This window comes from Leptolinea tardivitalis, from assembly GCF_001050275.1.
Classification (GTDB): Bacteria; Chloroflexota; Anaerolineae; order Anaerolineales; family Anaerolineaceae; genus Leptolinea; species Leptolinea tardivitalis.
The window spans coordinates 382,143-399,560 of sequence record NZ_BBYA01000008.1 but is presented as its reverse complement, the minus strand read 5'-3'; the positions used below and the strand labels follow the sequence as shown (position 1 = coordinate 399,560).

Genomic DNA, 17,418 nt, shown 5'->3' with positions numbered 1-17,418 from the left:
AATTACTGTTGCAGGTGTTTGAATGACGATTAAAGCTTTTATTTTTGATTTTGATGGACTGATACTGGATACGGAAACTCCAGAATTTGAAGCCTGGCAACAGGTTTTTGGACAATATGGTCTTTCTCTTCCCCTTTCTGAATGGCAAAAAGCATTGGGAACATCCCGGTTGGAATTTGATCCCCCCACGTATCTGGAAGAATTGCTGGGCCGCCCAATTAATAAAAAGAAGGTGGAACATGCCCATAAAGTTATCGCATTATCCAAAATTACACGACTGCCTGCTCTTCCTGGAGTTGAAACGCTGATAAAAACCGCACATGAAAATGGCATTCGGTTAGGGGTTGCCTCAAGCAGTTCAGCAGACTGGGTATGGTGTCATCTATCGCGTCTTGGCCTTGCCAGATACTTTGACACAATTTGCGGAGGCAACGAAGTGCCTGCTGTGAAACCCAATCCGGCACTATTTCAGATGGCACTCAGGGAACTGGATGCCAGACCAGAAGAAGCCATTGTATTTGAAGATTCCCCCAATGGCATAACGGGGGCTCATAATGCGGGAATTTTTTGTGTAGCCGTCCCCAATGCCATTTCAGGCCAATTATGTATAGATCATGCTGATCTGATATTGTCTTCCCTGGCAGATATATCGCTGAGAGATCTATTGGCAATTAATACTGACATCGTTGAAAGGGTCTATTAATTATGGAGATCAGTTTTCCTGATGGATTCCTGTGGGGTGCATCAACAGCTGCCTATCAAATTGAGGGGGGATGGAACGAAGATGGCCGCAGCCCGTCCACCTGGGATACATTTTCCAAGTTGCCGGGCAAAGTCTATCACGGACATACCGGCGATGTGGCGGCTGACCATTACCATCGCTGGCGTGAAGACGTATCCCTGATGAAACAGTTGGGATTGCCCGCCTATCGGTTTTCTTTTTCCTGGCCCCGCATTCTCCCTGCAGGAACCGGTACTATTAATCCAAAAGGATTGGATTTTTATGATCGCCTGGTAGATGAATTGCTAAAGAACGATATCAAACCATTCCCCACCCTGTTCCACTGGGACCTTCCACAGGTATTGGAAGACAAAGGTGGATGGACAAATCGTGAGACAGCAAAACACTTTGCTGATTATGCCGGAATCGTAGTGGAGCATTTCAGCGATCGAATCAACAATTGGATCACCATTAATGAACCCTGGGTTGTAGCCATAATGGGGCATTTGGAAGGGGTTTTCCCTCCCGGGGTGCAAGACCAGGGTATGGCGGCATCCGCCATACATCACCTGCTTTTAGGTCACGGACTGGCAGTCCAAACCATGCGAGCTGTAGCACGGCAGCCGCTTCAAATCGGTATCACACTCAACCTTAGTAGTGTTGAAAGTGCCACAAAATCTCCCGAAGACCAAAAGGCAGCTCACACTAACGATCTTCACTTGAACAGGATTTTCCTTGATCCACTTTTCCTTGGGAAATATCCAGATGAAATTACTACAACAATGGGCTTCATTTTTCCTGAAGGATATGAAAAAGACTATCCTACAATATCAACTCAGACTGAATTCCTTGGAATTAATAATTATTTCCGCAATGTTGTACGATTCAATGCATCCATCGAACCTTTCCACTATGAAACGATCCAACCAGAAGGCAGCACATATTCAGAAATGTGGGAATTCAATCCAAACGGCATGTACGATCTGCTTATCCGTTTAAAGCGAGATTACCCCATAAAAGCGATTTATATCACTGAGAATGGCACAGCCATAACAGATGGGGTGGATGCCGATGGCCGGGTAAGGGATTCTCGACGTATTCAATACCTGCAAGATTATATTTCCTCTGTGCATCAGGCAATACAAAATGGGGTTCCGGTAAAAGGGTATTTTGTGTGGTCACTGTTGGATAATTTCGAATGGGCACAGGGATACAGCCGACGTTTTGGCATTATTTTTGTAGATTATGAAAATAACTGCAAGCGGATTATCAAAGACAGTGCACGATGGTACAGTCAGGTGATTCGCCAGAATGGATTTAAACTGAAGACCTATTATGCCGAACCTTTTTAAGGAAACAGTTGTTTTCGCGCACACCGGAAGGTATACTATCTGACACATTAATCTTGATGGAGAAATGATCTTCTAAAATTCTGCCAATGAAAATAGAAGATTTAATGGCCATTCTTCCTGATAATTACAGTGCCGTAGACCGCGAACTGGTCATGCGAGCATATAACTACGCCGAAGAAGCTCATAGAGATCAAAAAAGGGCGTCGGGGGAACCTTACATAACACACTGTGTGGCTGTGGCAGGTATCTTGGCCGAATTAAAAATTCCCCCGGTTGTAGTAATTGCCGGTTTACTCCATGATACAGTCGAAGATACCAAAGTTACAAACGAAGATCTAAAACGTGATTTTGGCGATGAAGTGGCTAAACTGGTCGACGGTGTAACCAAATTGACCAATCTGCCCCGTGTCTCGCGGGGTGATCAACATATGAATGAAGTCAATGCCATGACGCCTGCCCAGGAAGCAGACGAATCACAGGCAGCCCGAAGCCGCCGCCGAGACCTGGCTTCTGAAACCCTGCGAAAAACATTCATGGCCATGGGGGAAGATATTCGCGTTGTATTGATCAAACTGGCCGACCGTCTGCACAATATGCGCACCCTGGGCTTTATGCCTGAGGCCAAGCGGCGCCGGATTGCTCAAGAGACTTTGGATATTTTTGCTCCCCTGGCTAATCGTCTCGGTATCTGGCAAATGAAATGGGAATTAGAAGACCTCGGATTCCGCTATGCCATGCCGGAAAAGTATAAAGAAATTGCTGAAAATCTGGCAGAACGGCAGGAAGACCGCAACCGTCAGGTTCAGAGTATTCAAACCAGACTCCAAAATATCATGGCACAGGCAGGGATTAAGGCTGAGATTTCCGGCCGACCCAAGCACATCTATTCCATCTATAAAAAAATGATCGAAAAAGGCAAACCTTTCGAAATGGTTCGCGATCTGCGTGCCTTTCGTCTGATCGTGCCTGATATTCCTTCATGCTACGCTGCACTTGGTGTCATTCACACCCGCTGGCGCCCTATTCCTCACGAATTTGACGATTACATTGCAGCACCCAAAGACAATTTTTATCAATCGCTGCACACGGCTATCATTTATGATGATGGCAAACCTCTTGAAGTGCAAATCCGTACGCCCGAAATGCACCAGAACGCGGAATATGGTATTGCTGCACACTGGCGATACAAGGAACGCGGACGCCGCGACGAAACGTACGAACAGCGCATCAACTGGCTCAGACAATTGATGGACTGGCGTCAGGATGTGAGTGATGCCCAGGAATTTGTCGACAGCATGAAAACAGATGTCTTTCAAGACAGGGTGTATGTATTCACACCCCGTGGAGACATCATAGACCTGCCAGCTGGTTCAACCCCCATTGATTTTGCCTACCATGTACATACTCAGATTGGTCATCGCTGCCGCGGAGCCAAAATAAACGGCAAGCTGGTTACCCTTGATTATGCACTTAAAACCGGCGATCAGGTTGAAATCCTCACAGCCAAACAAGGCGGTCCCAGCCGAGACTGGTTGAACACCAACCTCGGCCTGATCCGTACTCAGAGGGCCCGGTCGAAGGTCCGCCAGTGGTTCAAGAAACAGGACCGCGATCAAAATATCACCCAGGGAAAAACCTTGCTCGATCGAGAGCTCCGCCGTCTGGGGATCACTGATTTCGATCTTGAAAAAGTCGCCCGCGATTTTGAATACCACGAAATTGAAGACCTCTATGAAGATATCGGTTGCGGTGATTTTTCGATGGGCCGCATCATCAACCGACTGTCAGAAGTAGAAAAAGATCGACAGGTGGAAGCGTTGGAGACAAAGCTTCCCACCGAAACAAAAAAAGTAGGCAATGCCGTAATAGTCCTCGGGTTGAAAGGAATTCTCACCAGTCTGGCTCGTTGCTGCAATCCAGCTCCAGGTGACGAAATTATCGGTTATATCACTCGCGGACGCGGAGCTACAATCCACCGGCAGGATTGCCCGAATATTCTCCGATTGACAGACAGAGAGCGGCTGGTTAAGGTTAATTGGGGTGAAGCACAAAAGACATTCCCGGTAGCCATACAAATCAAGGCTTATGACCGGCAAGGATTAATGGGTGATATATCTTCTATTTTGACCAATGAAGGAATCAATGTGCTGGATATTAATCTGAAAGTAAATCAGAATCTTGCAGCCTTCAACCTGATTTTGGAAATCGGGGATATTGCCCAATTGAGCCGTGTTTTAACAAAAATCGAGAATCTTCCGAATGTTTTGGAAGCCAGAAGGCAAAAACCTGGATAATCTAACAAATATTTTAGATTTTTATACTTTACGCATTGCCACCAATGCGGTAAAATCGCTCCGCTTTTATTGAGTACAACCAGGTGTCCATTATGAAGAATTTTACGATTAATCAAAAGGTTGCCATAACGGCCTCCATACTTGGATTAATCGATTCTGCTTATCTATTATTTATTAAACTTACCCACAATCAGGCTATGTGTCTGCCTGGTCTGGGTGATTGTTGGACGGTTAATAACAGCCAATATTCAGAAATACTGGGTATTCCGGTTTCTGCCCTGGGTATTGCAGCATATTTGATTATCTTTGTCTTACTGGTTGGCAAGAAATACCTTCCTTTTCCTGAAATTATCTTAGACCAGCTTATATTTGGGGCTACTTTTGCCGGTTTTATATACTCTTTTTACTTGACCTATCTGGAAATTGCGGTTATAAAAGCGGTCTGTCCGTTCTGTGTAGTTTCCGCTTTATTAATGACTACATTATTTGTTTGCACTTTGTTACGCCTGGTTCAAAACCGTGGCGATTACATCCTGTCTTTGGAGGAAAAGAATGGCTAGAATTCGATGTCATTATCTGGATTGCGTTTTCATCGACGAAGGTATGTGCAGCGCAGCTGCAGTGGAATTTGACCCTGATTCAGGTTGTATGACCTATAACCCCAATGCAGAATCCTCAACCAATGAAGATTGGGAAGAGGAAGAAGAAGAATTGGAAGAATGGGAAGAGATTGAAGGGGAAGAAGACGAAGACGAAGATCTTTGGTCGGAAGAAGATGAAGAAGCCTACTAGTCGGAAACCTTGTTAAACAGTACAATTCAGGTGATTCTGAAAGGTAAAACCAGAAACACTTAGTCAACAGTAAATCCCCCTCCGATATCTAACGACGGAAGGGGATTTTTTATTCTCAGGGAAAAATGGCAGATATCATCAGGAAAGATTTAAAACATAATTTCATCGTCAATATGGGAGACGGTTCGTTTTTCGGCTTCGGGTTGGGATTTTCTTCGTTTAATACCATCATCCCATTATTTGTTTCAACAATGACCAATTCTGCTATTTTAATTGGCTTGATCCCTGCTATTCACAATGTCGGATGGGAATTCCCCCAGCTCTTTACTGCCCATAGAATTACCCGATTGCCAAGATTTAAACCCTATGTTCTTTTGATGACCATTCAAGAAAGGGTACCCTTTCTCGGGTTGGCTATCATCGCTTTACTGGCTCCCAAACTTGGCACAACAGTAGGATTACTTCTCACCTTCTTGTTATTGATTTGGCAGGGCATGGGCGCCGGTATGACTGCCAATGCCTGGCAAAATATGGTGAATCGCATTATCCCATCTGACGGACTGGCAACTTTCATAGGATTACAATCAGCCGGCTCAAACCTCCTGGCAAGTGGTGGTGCCGTTATTGCCGGATATATCCTCGAGAAATTCGGTTCGGCAAATGGCAATACAAATGGTTTTGCCATTTGCTTTGTCATAACCTTCCTTTTGATGGCAATTTCATATTCGCTGCTGGCCATGACCCGTGAACCTGCCAGGGAAGAAATTCCGGAAGACCATTCAAAAGCTGATTTTTGGCGCAAAGTCATCACCATTATGAAAAACGACTCGTCATTCCGGTGGTTTATCATTTCCCGCAATGCCTTCCAGTTTGGCATGATGGCTCAGGCGTTTTTTATCATTTATGCCATAAAAGAACTTAATCTAAGTCTTGAAGCATCTGGCATTATGACTGGTCTTCTTTTTATCACCCAGGTGGCTGCCAATCCAATTCTCGGACGAATATCTGATAAATGGAACAGCTCGAATGTGCTCAAAGGAGGGGCCGTTTGTATTGGTCTGGCATCTTTGATTGCCTGGCTGGCTCCTTCTGCTGATTGGTTCTATCTGGTCATTATTCTATCAGGCACAGCGACAACGGCTTTTTGGACAATCGGCATCGCTATGTCGTTGGAATTTGGTACAGAAGAAGAAAAGCCCACCTATGTTGGACTTTCCAATACGTTAATTGCTCCCAGCACCATTCTTTCGCCACTGATCGGTGGTTGGTTGGCCGATATCAGCAGCTTTTCAGTAACATTTCTTACAGCAGCCGTGTTTTCCATCATATGCGTGATAATCATGCAAATATTTGTAAAAGATCGTGGAAAACGTCACATGACAATTTAGCTTGTTTTAATCTTTCCCGTCTGTATAATGTTAATATCGCCTACCAGAAATGAGGAGGTCAGATGGGAAATCAAAAATATTCTCTACGGCTCTACATTCTGGTTGTTTTTCTTCTCATTGCGCTTTCCTGCAATATGCCGCTCATTCCCAACACCGGAACAGAGACAACCAAAACCTCACCGGTAAATACCATCACAAATCCACCGGCAATCACATTTACATCAGTCCCTCCGGTGATCACCGAAACTGCAACGCTTGCTCCAAATACACCAACCTCAACAATGACATCAACAAATACAGTCATTCTACCTACATTCACCAACACACCAGTACCCATACCATGCAACCGGGCCGCGTTCGTCAGCGATGTCAGTCATCCGGATGGAACAGACGTTACCGCAGGTTTTGAATTTACGAAGAAATGGCGCATCACGAATACGGGTTCCTGCACATGGACTTCAGGTTACCATGTAATTTTTGATTCGGGCGATCGGATGAGTGCTCCCGATGAGACTGTACTTACCAGCGGTTCGGTTCCACCGGGTGCCACAGTTGATATAGCTGTCAAATTGAAAGCCCCGACAACCGGAGGAACGTATAAAGGGTATTTCCGGTTAAAATCTCCCGATAACATAGTTTTTGGCATCGGAGCCTCCGGGATGGAGGCTTTCTGGGTGCAAATTGATTCTGTGGAATTTCGTCAACTGGTTCCAGTGCCTTTACACATCCTCCCGAGTTTTACACCGACATTGGTATTTCATTTTGCGCCCCGCTTCGTGGTGACAATTCATCCATAGCTGGTTGTTAGAATTAATTATGAATGCAAGACAGGCCGGTAAGATTTACCGGCCTGTCTTTATTTCCAGATTATTTAAAATTGTTTCGAATAATACATTGTTGCTTTCGAATTTTCCCGGCGACGAATAGCAGGAAAGAATTATCCACCTGTTTGTATCCTCTATCCAAACATCACGTACTTGATACCAGGGCTCACCCCGGGGACGCCGATAGATTTTCTCAATGGCATTTCTTCCTGCTATACTGATCGGCTGTTCAGATAATACCGAATCTGGATAATTATCCAGAATCGTATACGCATCCTTCATAGCTTCCTGTGTGGTGGTATTAGGAGAGAATCCTTTTTCCATCAAGTCACACCAGGCAGTATATTTCTCACCAAAAGAACTTGGAATGGCATTTGTCATTTTGATCAACAACCTGGCATGGAATTCTTTATTCTCCACAGTCTGCAATGGTCGTCCAGAAACTTGATCCACCGTTTTCCATGAATCCGGGTACTTCAGGGTAATTCCTTCAGCTTCAAATTTCCGCCAGTGTGAAATATCCATAGATGGAGTATTCTGCGGGAAAAAAGTAGCTGTGGCATTAAACATATCAGGAACGGCCGATGGTGTTTTTTCTGCAAATCCTCGGCAGCCCAGGATTAGTAATAGAAAGCCGGCAATAACTGAAACCCGTAATCTAACCATATTCCACCCCGGTTCTATTGGTTCGTCTGATTTCAGTATAGTACGATTAAATCAAAATTTATCCGGTGGATATTGTGGTTTATCTACCTTTATATTTTTTCGTCTATTTAGAAATATCTAAAATTACAATAAATGCAGATAAGAGTAATTTGAGGTGCCAGTTGACTAAACAGCCAACACAAAGAATTAAAAAAAGCCATCACCTGTGTGATGACTTTTTTCGTGGCTGGGGGCAAAGGAGTCGAACCTCTACATACAGATCCAGAGTCTGCTGTCCTGCCATTAGACGAGCCCCCAAAGCTTGCTCGCGCCCCCATTTATACCACCAGGGCGTAGATGTGTCAACTTACCCGGCTGCATCAAGCAGAGAAATCGCCAGCCGCATCCGTTTGAGTACTTCGGTTTTCCCGATGATTTCCATGCTTTCAAACAAAGGCGGGCTTACACGCTGCCCTGTAACCGCTGTGCGGACTATTCCAAACACCTGCCCTGCTGATAATCCCAATTCTTCCACCAGAGCCCGCATAGGCGGTTCTGCAGCCTCTGGGGTCATCTCAGTGACAGATTCCAGTATCGATAGGCACTTCCGGGCCACATCAGCAGACTGAGCAGCAGTAAGGCCTTTAGCAGTCAACTCTTCGGCAGTGGGGTTTACTGTTGGCTTGAAGAAGAAACCGGCAATTTCTGGTGCTTCATCCAGTGTAGCCACCCGTTCCTGAATGATGGGTGCAATTTTCAATAGAGTAGCATCATCGGGGTTCAATCCGGCAGACACAAAGAATGGTTTTATTCGGCGGCTGAAATCAGTTACTTGCAGGTCGCGAATATGCAATCCGTTGAAATGATCCAGCTTGGTGAAATTGATAGCCGCAGGTGATGGATTCAACCGATCCAGACTGAATTTTTCCACCAGATCTGGGAGTGAGAAAAATTCCGTATGGTCATCATAACTCCATCCCATCAATGTGATCCAATTGACTACCGATTCGGGTAAATACCCCAGATCATTAAAATCTTTTACAAAGATGGAATGCCCGTCTTTGATAAGATCAGCCGCTTCGCGCTTGCTCATCTTACCCTTTCCGGTCGGTTTGAGGAATACGGAAAGATGTACCCATTGAGGCTCATCCCAACCCAGTGCCCTGTGGATATGACTGTGGAGTGGAAGAGTAGGCAGCCACTCTGAACCGCGAATCACATGTGTAATTTTCATCAGATGATCATCAACCATGGCTGCCAGATGGTACAGTGCCAATCCGTCTGACTTGACCAGGATGTAATCGTCAATGGTGCGGTTTTCCACGGTGATTTCACCGCGTAAAACGTCTTTTACGGTAATGGAACCTTCTTGAGGAGATTTGAAACGGATTACGTGAGGTTCACCTGCTTTCACACGGCGGAGCGCCTCATCAGGGTCAATATTCCGACAGGTACCGTCATAATGTGGAATTATCTTGTTCTTTTGTTGCTCGGTGCGTACCCTTTCCAGGCGTTCGGGTGTGCAAAAGCAATAAAAGGCATTTCCGCTTTCAATTAATTGACGTGCATATTCCTGGTATAGTTCTTTTCGTTCCGATTGGCGGTATGGACCATAGGGACCGCCGATATCCGGACCTTCGTCCCATTGCAATCCAAGCCACCGCAGACCGGCCATGATTTCTTCTTCGGCACCGGGAACCAGCCTCTTACGGTCTGTATCTTCAATACGTAAAATAAATTGCCCGCCAGTCTGCCTGGCCAACAGATAATCATACAGGGCAGTTCGGGCTCCTCCAAGATGAAGGTGACCTGTGGGAGAAGGTGCAAAACGGACACGGGCAGGAATAGATGATGACATATATCTCCAGAAGTTTTCTAAAAATCAAGCGGTTTTCGCCGCAAGGCTACACTCTCTACCAAACCAATCGCCAGAACAGTCGAAAGCAGCGAACTGCCGCCATAACTGATAAATGGAAGCACCAGACCTGTCACCGGAATTACGTTAAGATTAACCCCGATATTTACAGAAGTCTGGAAAGCCAATAATACTCCCACTCCATAGGCAATCAAGGCACCAAATTGATCCTGAGCTTCACGCGCTACACGGAAACAGCGGTATATCACAAAAACCAGCAGACTGATCACCAGAACTGTTCCAACAAAACCAAATTCTTCTGCCATAGCAGAAAAAATAAAGTCAGTGTGCCTGACTTTTAGGAATCGTAATTGTACCTGGGTTCCGTGCCCATATCCCATTCCAAACCAACCGCCTGAGCCGATGGAGATCAAAGCCTGTTCAACGTTGTAGCTATTGCCATGTCGCGAATTTGGGTCAGGAAAAAGGAAATTGATGATACGTAGTTGTTGATAGCTTTCCAAAAAAGGGAAAAGGATTAATCCCAATACAATCCCCAATACAATAAAAAGGGCGATATATTTTGGCGGAAGCCCGCTGATCCACAACATAGATATCCAGAGAACAGTAATCACAATGGATGTACTCAGGTTTGGCTGTAGAAGAATCCAGATGACTACACCAAACGTTAATGCAGCGCTCTTTCCGATCCACATAAGATCGTGTTTTTCCAGCTGGCTGCGGGAAAAATAATCTGAAAGAACAATAACCATGATGATTTTTACAAGCTCAGATGGCTGAATGAAAAACACACCCGTATCAAGCCATCGGGCAGAGCCAAAGCTGGCCTGTCCGTAGATATAAATCACGATCAAAGATACGACCGCGAAGATATACATGGCCCGTGCCATATTTCCCAGGAAATGGTAATCTAAAACAGCCGTAGCCAGTACTACTACCAGACCGGCAACCACAAACATGGTCTGCCGATTGGCATAACCAGCCAGTTCAATCGATCCGGCAACAGCAGATCGGATCATGATGATTCCAAATATGCTCAGGATGGTTGCGGTGCCAAACAACCAGTAATCAAAGTGGCGCCAATTTTCTAGACGAAACATAATTTTTAAAAATTCAACCGACCCTTCGTCGTTGCCCGGCTCGTAGAGGTACATCCGCTACAAGACGTTGCTCACGGCCATCATGGTTCACCAATATGCTCACCTCGCCAGGGTCAATATCAATGTATTTGCGAATCACCTGCATCAATTCATCTTTCAGGTGATCTACATCTTCACTTGTCAGATCTGTTCTATCGTGAATCAAAACCAGTTTAAGCCTTTCCTTGGCTAAATTGGCACTAGAGGTATGTGTTCCTGCTATTCGGTCCATCCAGCCGGGCATATATTCCCCTCCCTGCTCAGTTTACTCGGAACAATTTTTTGAAGAAATCATCTTTGACTTCCATCGGAGGGAAAGGTACATCCTCTCCGCGCAGGCGCCGGGCGATATCGCGAAAAGCCATTCCAGCACGCGATTTTGTATCATTCACCACCGGCTGACCTCTATTGGCGCTTGAGATGACAGATTCGTCTTCTGGAACAATTCCGATTAATGAAATGGCCAGCAATTCCGTTACATCGTCAACACTGAGCATGTCGCCGCGTTTAACCATGGAGGAATTCAAACGGTTGATCACCAGCCGGGCCGGTCCTTTTTCTTCTGATTCCACAAGACCGATGATGCGGTCTGCATCACGTACAGCTGAGACTTCTGGATTGGTCACCACCAGAACAATATCGGCTGGTGCAATGACATTTCGAAAGCCACGTTCAATGCCAGCCGGAGAATCAATAAGGATCCAATCAAAATCAGGCCGCAATTCATCACAAAGCCGAACCATGTCGCTCGGAGAAATGGCATTTTTATCTCTTGTTTGAGCAGCCGGAATAAGATAAAGCTCCGAATTTTGCTTATCGCGAATCATAGCCTGTCGTAGACGGCAGCGGCCTTCCACAACATCTACGAGATCGTACACAATCCGGTTTTCTAGCCCCATGACCACATCCAGATTCCTCAATCCAATATCACCATCAAGGCAAACGACTTTTGCCCCATCCATACTCAGAGCAACAGCGATATTAGCAGTGGTGGTTGTTTTGCCAACGCCGCCCTTTCCGGATGTAACTGTAATTACCTTTGCAGCCATACATGTACCTCAATAAGTAGGATGTTTCCAGGGTTGGATAATGACCGTTCCCGATTCGATAGACGCAAATTCAGGTCCTGGTTTACTCTTGCGCGGTTTTTCATCCAGACTGATGTTCGCTATGCGCAGACTCATGGGCGTCATTTCGAGTGCACAAACCTGGGCATGTTCATCGCCATCACAACCGGCCACCACAGTCCCTTTCAACCTTCCCCAGATGATGACATTTCCACCAGCGATAATCTCAGCTCCCGGATTGACATCACCCAGAACAACCACCGTTCCTGAGTTTTGAATTCGGGTTCCAGATCGCATGGTTTTCTGAAGAAAGACTGCCGTTTCACCATTGACATGGACAGGCTCTTCCACCGGTTTGGGCGCAGATGCCAAACGTTTTACAGGCTGGATTTGCGTGGCGATACCCAGCATTAATGCTGTCTTTTCGGTTACGACGCTGCTGGAGATGACCGCTGTTAGTGATATTCCAAAATCTCCCAGTTTATCTCTCAAAGCACCTAATTCAGCAGCTTTTAATACGTGATCTCCCACATCGAGGGCAAGTCTGGCTCCTTGAAAGAAAGCAGATCGTTCTTCGATATTATGTAAGAGATATTCACGAAGAACAGACCATTCACCTTCACCCAGTGTCACAAGAAGGCCATCATTGATCCCTTTGATCTGAAATTCTGTTGATCGTTCAGCAGTCAGTGGGGCAGATTTAAACATAAGGATTTACGAATCACCGTTCCACATTGGCGGCCGTATCAATGGCTTTCAGCTCAAAATATGCATCAATAATCCTTCTGGCAATAGGAGCTGCCACGCTGGCGCCTTCTCCACCATTATACACGAAAGCCATTACAGCAATTTCTGGATCATCATATGGCGCATAAGACATGAACCACGCATGGGATGGCCAGTTTTCTGGTTGGCACAGGTTGGCTGCCTGGGCAATATTGTCACAATACTCCGCTGTTCCAGTTTTCCCGGCAACTTTTAATGCTTCATCTCCAGCAAACTCTTTTGTTGCCGTTCCATTGATTACAGCCTGTTCCATTCCTTCTTTGGCCAGCTTGATCGTCCATGGCGCAACAGTTTTCATCTCGCCGGTGGGAATATTGTTCTCATCAAATACACGGATTTTTGGATCTACCGTGATATCCCAACGCATTTTCGGTGTAAAGGGGGTGACAACATTTCCAGCCGAATCTGTCACTTCACGAATGATGGTTGGCTGCATTAACTTACCATCATTGGCAATTGTGGCGGCTGATTCTAACACCTGCAATGGTGTGGCTAACACATATCCCTGGCCAATTGTGCCGATATATGTATCACCGGTTGACCAGTTCTCACCAATATTAATGCGTTTCCAGGTTGGATCAGGAATCAAACCTTCTGCTTCACCGGGCAATTCAATCCCGCTGATTGAGCCATAACCCAAAGCACGGGCATATTCACCAATGCGCCAGATTCCCAGACCCTGGGGGACTTCATTCTGATAACCGCCACCAATCTTGTAGAAATACACATCACAGGATAGCGCCACACCACGCAAGAAATTGACCATGCCATGTCCATTACGGTCATAGCAGACAAAGTCACGCGGCGTGCCGGTTTCATTTTCTGTAAATTTTTGAACGATGGTGATCTTTCCCTTGTCTTCCAGCTCTTTGTTAGGATCAATTACACCCTCATTGAGGGCACCGATAGCCGTTGCCATCTTAAATACAGATCCTGGTGGATGCTCTGCTGATATGGCGTGGTTGAACAGAGGCCGGTTAGGATCGTTGCTTAGCTGGTTGTAATAATATGCCGGAATAAACCGGGCCATTCGATTGTTTTCGTATGTTGGATAGGAAACAAGTGCCAGTATCTCACCTGTTTTCGGGTTCATGGCAATAGTCACACCATTGGATGACCGTATTTTATTTAAATAGGTGTTCCAGAAATTGATCTCACTGACCATGGCTGTTTTAGCGGCATTCTGCAAACGGACATCAATGGTTAATTTAAGATTCTTGCCTGGAACAGGATCAATGGGTTTAGTAATGTTGCGAATTTCCTTTCCGGCGACATCCACTTCAACGGTTCGCTGGCCATTTTTCCCCGTTAACAGATCATTCATGTAATTTTCAACACCAGCATAACCATACTTGTCTCGACCGGGAACAAAACCCTGCGTTTTAAGAGTTTCCTCTAATGCGGCTGGTATGGGTCCGAGAAATCCTATGATTTCGGATGTCAATGAACCGGTTGGATATTCACGCACCGGTTGAATTTCGATGTCAACGCCAGGCCAATCGGATTTTTTAGCTTCGATGATCTTGGCAGTTTTTTCATCAATATTACATTTCACCTGAACAGGCGTGTATGGAGCATTCGTATCACCAATGTAGACGATCTGTGTGATGCCAAAGTCATTGTCACAGTATTTAAATGATTTTACTGACTCATCATTGATCTCCCCCTTGCTGACCGGAATATCGATCAGTTTGCTGAGGCCACGATAAATCTCTTGAACGGCTCCGTCGTCCGTCGGTAGATAGGCAGGAGTGATTACCACATTATACGAAGGTTCATTTCGGGCCAAAACAAAACCATTACGGTCCGTAATAATCCCTCGTTGGGTTGGTTCACTGACATTCTTGATCCGATTTTCATCAGCCTGATCAACAAAGGATTGTCCATTGATTATTTGCAGGCTGAACAACCGTATCATAAAGAAAATAAACACCAATCCCACTGCCCCCAGTACAGCAAAAAAGCGCCAATTTTCAAAATGTTCAAGAGGGCTTGTGTTATTCATACATTTACCTCATCCGGATAGACCCAATCTACCAGTTCGTTTATGATGGAATAGACTGGAATAGACAAGATCAAGTTCCATAAAAGGCTTGGAAGAATTACAAGGTTGAATGCTTCTTTAGTTGAAATGGCAGATCCGTTAATCTGAAGAACGACCATCGACAGCAGTAACATGATCATAGTGCCGATAAATGTACTTACCAGCATAGCCAAAACAGGTGATTGCCAGATACGTTTCTTCAACCAAAAAGATAAACCAGCTGCCGCCAGGTAACCCCATAATGGTGTAAAGAATGGCAACGCCGATACAAATGACACCATAATGCCTGCCATGAGAACCCATTCCCATCCATGTTTTACCCGTTCATTCAGCATCCAGGCCAAAATAACGAGCATCACAATATCAGCCGTACCGTAAAGCAATGGAAGGCGCGAAAAAGCTGTGGTTTGTATTACCAAAGAAAGAAGTAATACGGGAATACCAATTAATACTGGCATAATCATGGAGATAGGGTAGGTGTTAGTGGTTCAATATCAACCGGCTTGAAATTTGTAATCACCAGAACCGCCCTCAGGCTGGAAAAATCAACAGCGGGTTGGATTGATGCCGATTGGAACAGTTCACCTTCACGATGTTGAATGGAAACCACCTGCCCGACAAGAACATCAGAAGGGTATCCGCCGCCGAGACCTGATGTTAGCACCAGATCACCTGCTTTTAATTTCGTTTCCTGTGGGATCATCTCCAGGGTTAAGTCTCCCGTAATGGATCCTTGAAGTAATGCTTCCGTCTGAGTAGACTGAAGCCGGACATTAATGGAAGAACCTGGATCGGTGATCAGTTGCAGGCGAGCTGCACTGGAGGTGACGGCATCCACACGTCCTACTAATCCCTGTTGAGTGACAACCGGCATTCCATGCCGCAGACCGTCATCGGAACCATGATCAATAATTACATAGCTCATGAACGGGCTGGGGTCTCTTCCGATGACAGCACTGGCTACATATTCATTTTCCGGTCTTGATCGGGCAAAATCAAGTAAGGCGTATAGAACTTCCGCTTCTTTCAATTGTTGCTGTAATTGTATGATTTGAGTCTGTAATTGAGAATTTGCATTGGTTAATACAGCATTTTGTTGCCGTAAACTGGCAATATCACGCGGAACAGTTATAAAATCATAGAGGGCCATATATCGAGTTGAAATCCAACTCTGAACATCCACTACAGGATTTATGGCCATCCGTAGTAAAGGAGCCAGATAACCGGCTAACGCCATTATTACAATTCCGGCAAGGACAAGCGCCACAATCAGCGGCCGAACTTTTCCAGGGGATAATATTTTCATTCGTAAATTGTGTTCATCTGAAACATGAACACGCGGATTATAACCTACCTGTTTGAACCAGACCGATCAAGACTTACCAGGAATTGCTGGTAGAGATCAAGATCTTCGAGAATGAGACCTGCTCCGCGGGCTACACAGGTCATCGGATCTTCGGCCACCCAGACACGCAATTTCAATTCATCAGACAGCCGGTCTGGCAAACCCTGCACCTGAGATGTGCCGCCCGCCATACAAATACCACCTTCAATCAAGTCAGAGATGATTTCCGGTGGAACTTCATCCAGAGCATCCTTAATGGTGTCGACAATCACTTGAATGGAACCTGAGATTGCTTCTCGAATTTCTACAGAAGAAATTTCAATGGCTTCCGGCAACCCGGTCACCAGGTTGCGTCCGCGAATGGTCATAGTTTTTTCCACCGGCAGGGGATAAGCTGAACCGATCTGAATTTTGATCAATTCTGACATTCGCTCACCGATAAACAGGTTGTACTTGTTCCTTACATACAGGGCAATATCCTGGTCAAGCTCATCACCAGCAACCCGTAGTGAACGGGAAACGACAATACCACCCATCGAAATAACGGCTACTTCCGTTGTTCCACCACCAATATCAACTACCATGCTTCCATGAATCTCTGATACAGGCAAACCGGCACCCAGAGCAGCTGCCCTGGGTTCTTCGATCAAATAGGCTTCACGAGCACCAGCTGCCATGGCAGCATCAAATACGGCCCGTTTCTCCACTTCAGTAGCCCCAGATGGAATGCCGATCACCACACGAGGGCGCGGCATCGGTACGATCGTCTGCTGGTGGGCTTTGCCTATGAAATACCCGAGCATTGCTTGTGTAATTTCAAATTCAGAGATCACACCATCGCGCAGCGGGCGAATGGCGACAACATTCGTCGGAGTCCGTCCGACCATTTCCTTGGCTTGTGCGCCAATCGCCAAAGGACGACGAGTCCGCTTATCAATTGCCACCCATGAAGGTTCATTGATGACAATGCCTTTCCCGCGAACATTAACCAAGGTATTGGCCGTCCCTAGATCAATCCCAATATCCAGGGAAAACATCCCCATCAGCCAGTTGAGTGGGTTGAATGCCAAAAAAACTCCTAAATAAAACATTTAAGAAATGGTATGGTCTATAACAAGTAAAAAATTATACCAGAGAAAAACTGG

At 45.6% G+C, this 17,418-nt stretch carries 17 protein-coding genes and 1 tRNA gene; 7 read left to right on the top strand and 11 right to left on the bottom strand.

Features of this window, described 5'->3' with window-relative positions; genetic code table 11:
- The first annotated feature begins 22 nt into the window (after positions 1-22).
- From LTAR_RS05845 to LTAR_RS05815, 7 genes are all read left to right on the top strand, one after another.
- Positions 23-703: an HAD family hydrolase gene (locus LTAR_RS05845; protein WP_062421245.1), complete on the top strand. Its 681-nt coding sequence runs from the start codon at positions 23-25 to the stop codon at positions 701-703.
- A 2-nt stretch (positions 704-705) separates the two neighbouring features.
- Positions 706-2,073 (top strand): GH1 family beta-glucosidase, encoded by a 1,368-nt coding sequence (locus LTAR_RS05840; protein ID WP_062421244.1) that lies wholly within the window; start codon positions 706-708, stop codon positions 2,071-2,073.
- A 104-nt stretch (positions 2,074-2,177) separates the two neighbouring features.
- On the top strand, positions 2,178-4,367 hold the full coding sequence (locus tag LTAR_RS05835) for a RelA/SpoT family protein (protein WP_236686578.1): 2,190 nt from the start codon (positions 2,178-2,180) through the stop codon (positions 4,365-4,367).
- 92 nt (positions 4,368-4,459) lie between these two features.
- A complete protein-coding gene (locus tag LTAR_RS05830; RefSeq protein ID WP_062421242.1) occupies positions 4,460-4,927 on the top strand; it encodes a vitamin K epoxide reductase family protein in 468 nt (155 codons plus the stop codon).
- On the top strand, positions 4,920-5,159 hold the full coding sequence (locus LTAR_RS05825) for a hypothetical protein (RefSeq protein ID WP_062421241.1): 240 nt from the start codon (positions 4,920-4,922) through the stop codon (positions 5,157-5,159). The genes LTAR_RS05830 and LTAR_RS05825 overlap by 8 nt, the downstream gene beginning before the upstream one ends.
- Before the next feature lie 125 nt (positions 5,160-5,284).
- A complete protein-coding gene (locus tag LTAR_RS05820) occupies positions 5,285-6,547 on the top strand; it encodes an MFS transporter (protein WP_062421240.1) in 1,263 nt (420 codons plus the stop codon).
- A 62-nt stretch (positions 6,548-6,609) separates the two neighbouring features.
- Entirely contained in the window at positions 6,610-7,344 is a 735-nt protein-coding gene (locus tag LTAR_RS05815; RefSeq protein WP_062421239.1) for an NBR1-Ig-like domain-containing protein, read from the top strand.
- Between the two features lie 45 nt (positions 7,345-7,389).
- Here the strand turns inward: LTAR_RS05815 and LTAR_RS05810 are convergent, their stop codons facing one another.
- The 11 genes from LTAR_RS05810 to LTAR_RS05760 all read right to left on the bottom strand — a co-directional run bounded on the left by LTAR_RS05810 (position 7,390) and on the right by LTAR_RS05760 (position 17,343).
- Complete coding sequence (locus tag LTAR_RS05810) at positions 7,390-8,037, bottom strand: hypothetical protein (protein WP_062421238.1); 648 nt, start codon at positions 8,035-8,037, stop codon at positions 7,390-7,392.
- 223 nt (positions 8,038-8,260) lie between these two features.
- Positions 8,261-8,334 (bottom strand) — tRNA-Gln (locus tag LTAR_RS05805).
- Positions 8,335-8,383: 49 nt separating this feature from the next.
- Entirely contained in the window at positions 8,384-9,874 is a 1,491-nt protein-coding gene (gene gltX / locus LTAR_RS05800) for a glutamate--tRNA ligase (RefSeq protein WP_062421237.1), read from the bottom strand.
- Positions 9,875-9,891: 17 nt separating this feature from the next.
- The gene (locus tag LTAR_RS05795) at positions 9,892-10,992 is read right to left on the bottom strand and encodes an FtsW/RodA/SpoVE family cell cycle protein (protein ID WP_062421236.1); all 1,101 of its coding nucleotides are present in this window, start codon (positions 10,990-10,992) and stop codon (positions 9,892-9,894) included.
- 13 nt (positions 10,993-11,005) lie between these two features.
- The gene (minE, locus tag LTAR_RS05790) at positions 11,006-11,275 is read right to left on the bottom strand and encodes a cell division topological specificity factor MinE (protein ID WP_062421235.1); all 270 of its coding nucleotides are present in this window, start codon (positions 11,273-11,275) and stop codon (positions 11,006-11,008) included.
- Positions 11,276-11,291: 16 nt separating this feature from the next.
- Positions 11,292-12,080, bottom strand: coding sequence for a septum site-determining protein MinD (minD, locus tag LTAR_RS05785; RefSeq protein ID WP_062421234.1), 789 nt, complete (start codon positions 12,078-12,080; stop codon positions 11,292-11,294).
- 9 nt (positions 12,081-12,089) lie between these two features.
- On the bottom strand, positions 12,090-12,806 hold the full coding sequence (locus LTAR_RS05780) for a septum site-determining protein MinC (RefSeq protein ID WP_062421233.1): 717 nt from the start codon (positions 12,804-12,806) through the stop codon (positions 12,090-12,092).
- Positions 12,807-12,819: 13 nt separating this feature from the next.
- Entirely contained in the window at positions 12,820-14,889 is a 2,070-nt protein-coding gene (gene mrdA, locus LTAR_RS05775; RefSeq protein ID WP_062421232.1) for a penicillin-binding protein 2, read from the bottom strand.
- The gene (locus LTAR_RS05770; RefSeq protein WP_139044420.1) at positions 14,886-15,386 is read right to left on the bottom strand and encodes a hypothetical protein; all 501 of its coding nucleotides are present in this window, start codon (positions 15,384-15,386) and stop codon (positions 14,886-14,888) included. Before LTAR_RS05770 ends, mrdA begins: the two co-directional genes overlap by 4 nt.
- A gap of 2 nt (positions 15,387-15,388) precedes the next feature.
- Positions 15,389-16,234 (bottom strand): rod shape-determining protein MreC, encoded by an 846-nt coding sequence (gene mreC / locus LTAR_RS05765; protein WP_062421230.1) that lies wholly within the window; start codon positions 16,232-16,234, stop codon positions 15,389-15,391.
- A 44-nt stretch (positions 16,235-16,278) separates the two neighbouring features.
- A complete protein-coding gene (locus LTAR_RS05760; protein WP_162489094.1) occupies positions 16,279-17,343 on the bottom strand; it encodes a rod shape-determining protein in 1,065 nt (354 codons plus the stop codon).
- Positions 17,344-17,418 lie beyond the last annotated feature (75 nt).

What these genes read in the sequence shown, in the direction of transcription:
- LTAR_RS05845 (WP_062421245.1), top strand. Translation starts at nt 23, where the DNA reads ATGACGATTAAAGCTTTTATTTTTGATTTTGATGGACTGATACTGGAT.
- LTAR_RS05840 (WP_062421244.1), top strand. Translation starts at nt 706, where the DNA reads ATGGAGATCAGTTTTCCTGATGGATTCCTGTGGGGTGCATCAACAGCT.
- LTAR_RS05835 (WP_236686578.1), top strand. Translation starts at nt 2,178, where the DNA reads ATGGCCATTCTTCCTGATAATTACAGTGCCGTAGACCGCGAACTGGTC.
- LTAR_RS05830 (WP_062421242.1), top strand. Translation starts at nt 4,460, where the DNA reads ATGAAGAATTTTACGATTAATCAAAAGGTTGCCATAACGGCCTCCATA.
- LTAR_RS05825 (WP_062421241.1), top strand. Translation starts at nt 4,920, where the DNA reads ATGGCTAGAATTCGATGTCATTATCTGGATTGCGTTTTCATCGACGAA.
- LTAR_RS05820 (WP_062421240.1), top strand. Translation starts at nt 5,285, where the DNA reads ATGGCAGATATCATCAGGAAAGATTTAAAACATAATTTCATCGTCAAT.
- LTAR_RS05815 (WP_062421239.1), top strand. Translation starts at nt 6,610, where the DNA reads ATGGGAAATCAAAAATATTCTCTACGGCTCTACATTCTGGTTGTTTTT.
- LTAR_RS05810 (WP_062421238.1), bottom strand. Translation starts at nt 8,037, where the DNA reads ATGGTTAGATTACGGGTTTCAGTTATTGCCGGCTTTCTATTACTAATC.
- gltX (WP_062421237.1), bottom strand. Translation starts at nt 9,874, where the DNA reads ATGTCATCATCTATTCCTGCCCGTGTCCGTTTTGCACCTTCTCCCACA.
- LTAR_RS05795 (WP_062421236.1), bottom strand. Translation starts at nt 10,992, where the DNA reads ATGTTTCGTCTAGAAAATTGGCGCCACTTTGATTACTGGTTGTTTGGC.
- minE (WP_062421235.1), bottom strand. Translation starts at nt 11,275, where the DNA reads ATGCCCGGCTGGATGGACCGAATAGCAGGAACACATACCTCTAGTGCC.
- minD (WP_062421234.1), bottom strand. Translation starts at nt 12,080, where the DNA reads ATGGCTGCAAAGGTAATTACAGTTACATCCGGAAAGGGCGGCGTTGGC.
- LTAR_RS05780 (WP_062421233.1), bottom strand. Translation starts at nt 12,806, where the DNA reads ATGTTTAAATCTGCCCCACTGACTGCTGAACGATCAACAGAATTTCAG.
- mrdA (WP_062421232.1), bottom strand. Translation starts at nt 14,889, where the DNA reads ATGAATAACACAAGCCCTCTTGAACATTTTGAAAATTGGCGCTTTTTT.
- LTAR_RS05770 (WP_139044420.1), bottom strand. Translation starts at nt 15,386, where the DNA reads ATGCCAGTATTAATTGGTATTCCCGTATTACTTCTTTCTTTGGTAATA.
- mreC (WP_062421230.1), bottom strand. Translation starts at nt 16,234, where the DNA reads ATGAAAATATTATCCCCTGGAAAAGTTCGGCCGCTGATTGTGGCGCTT.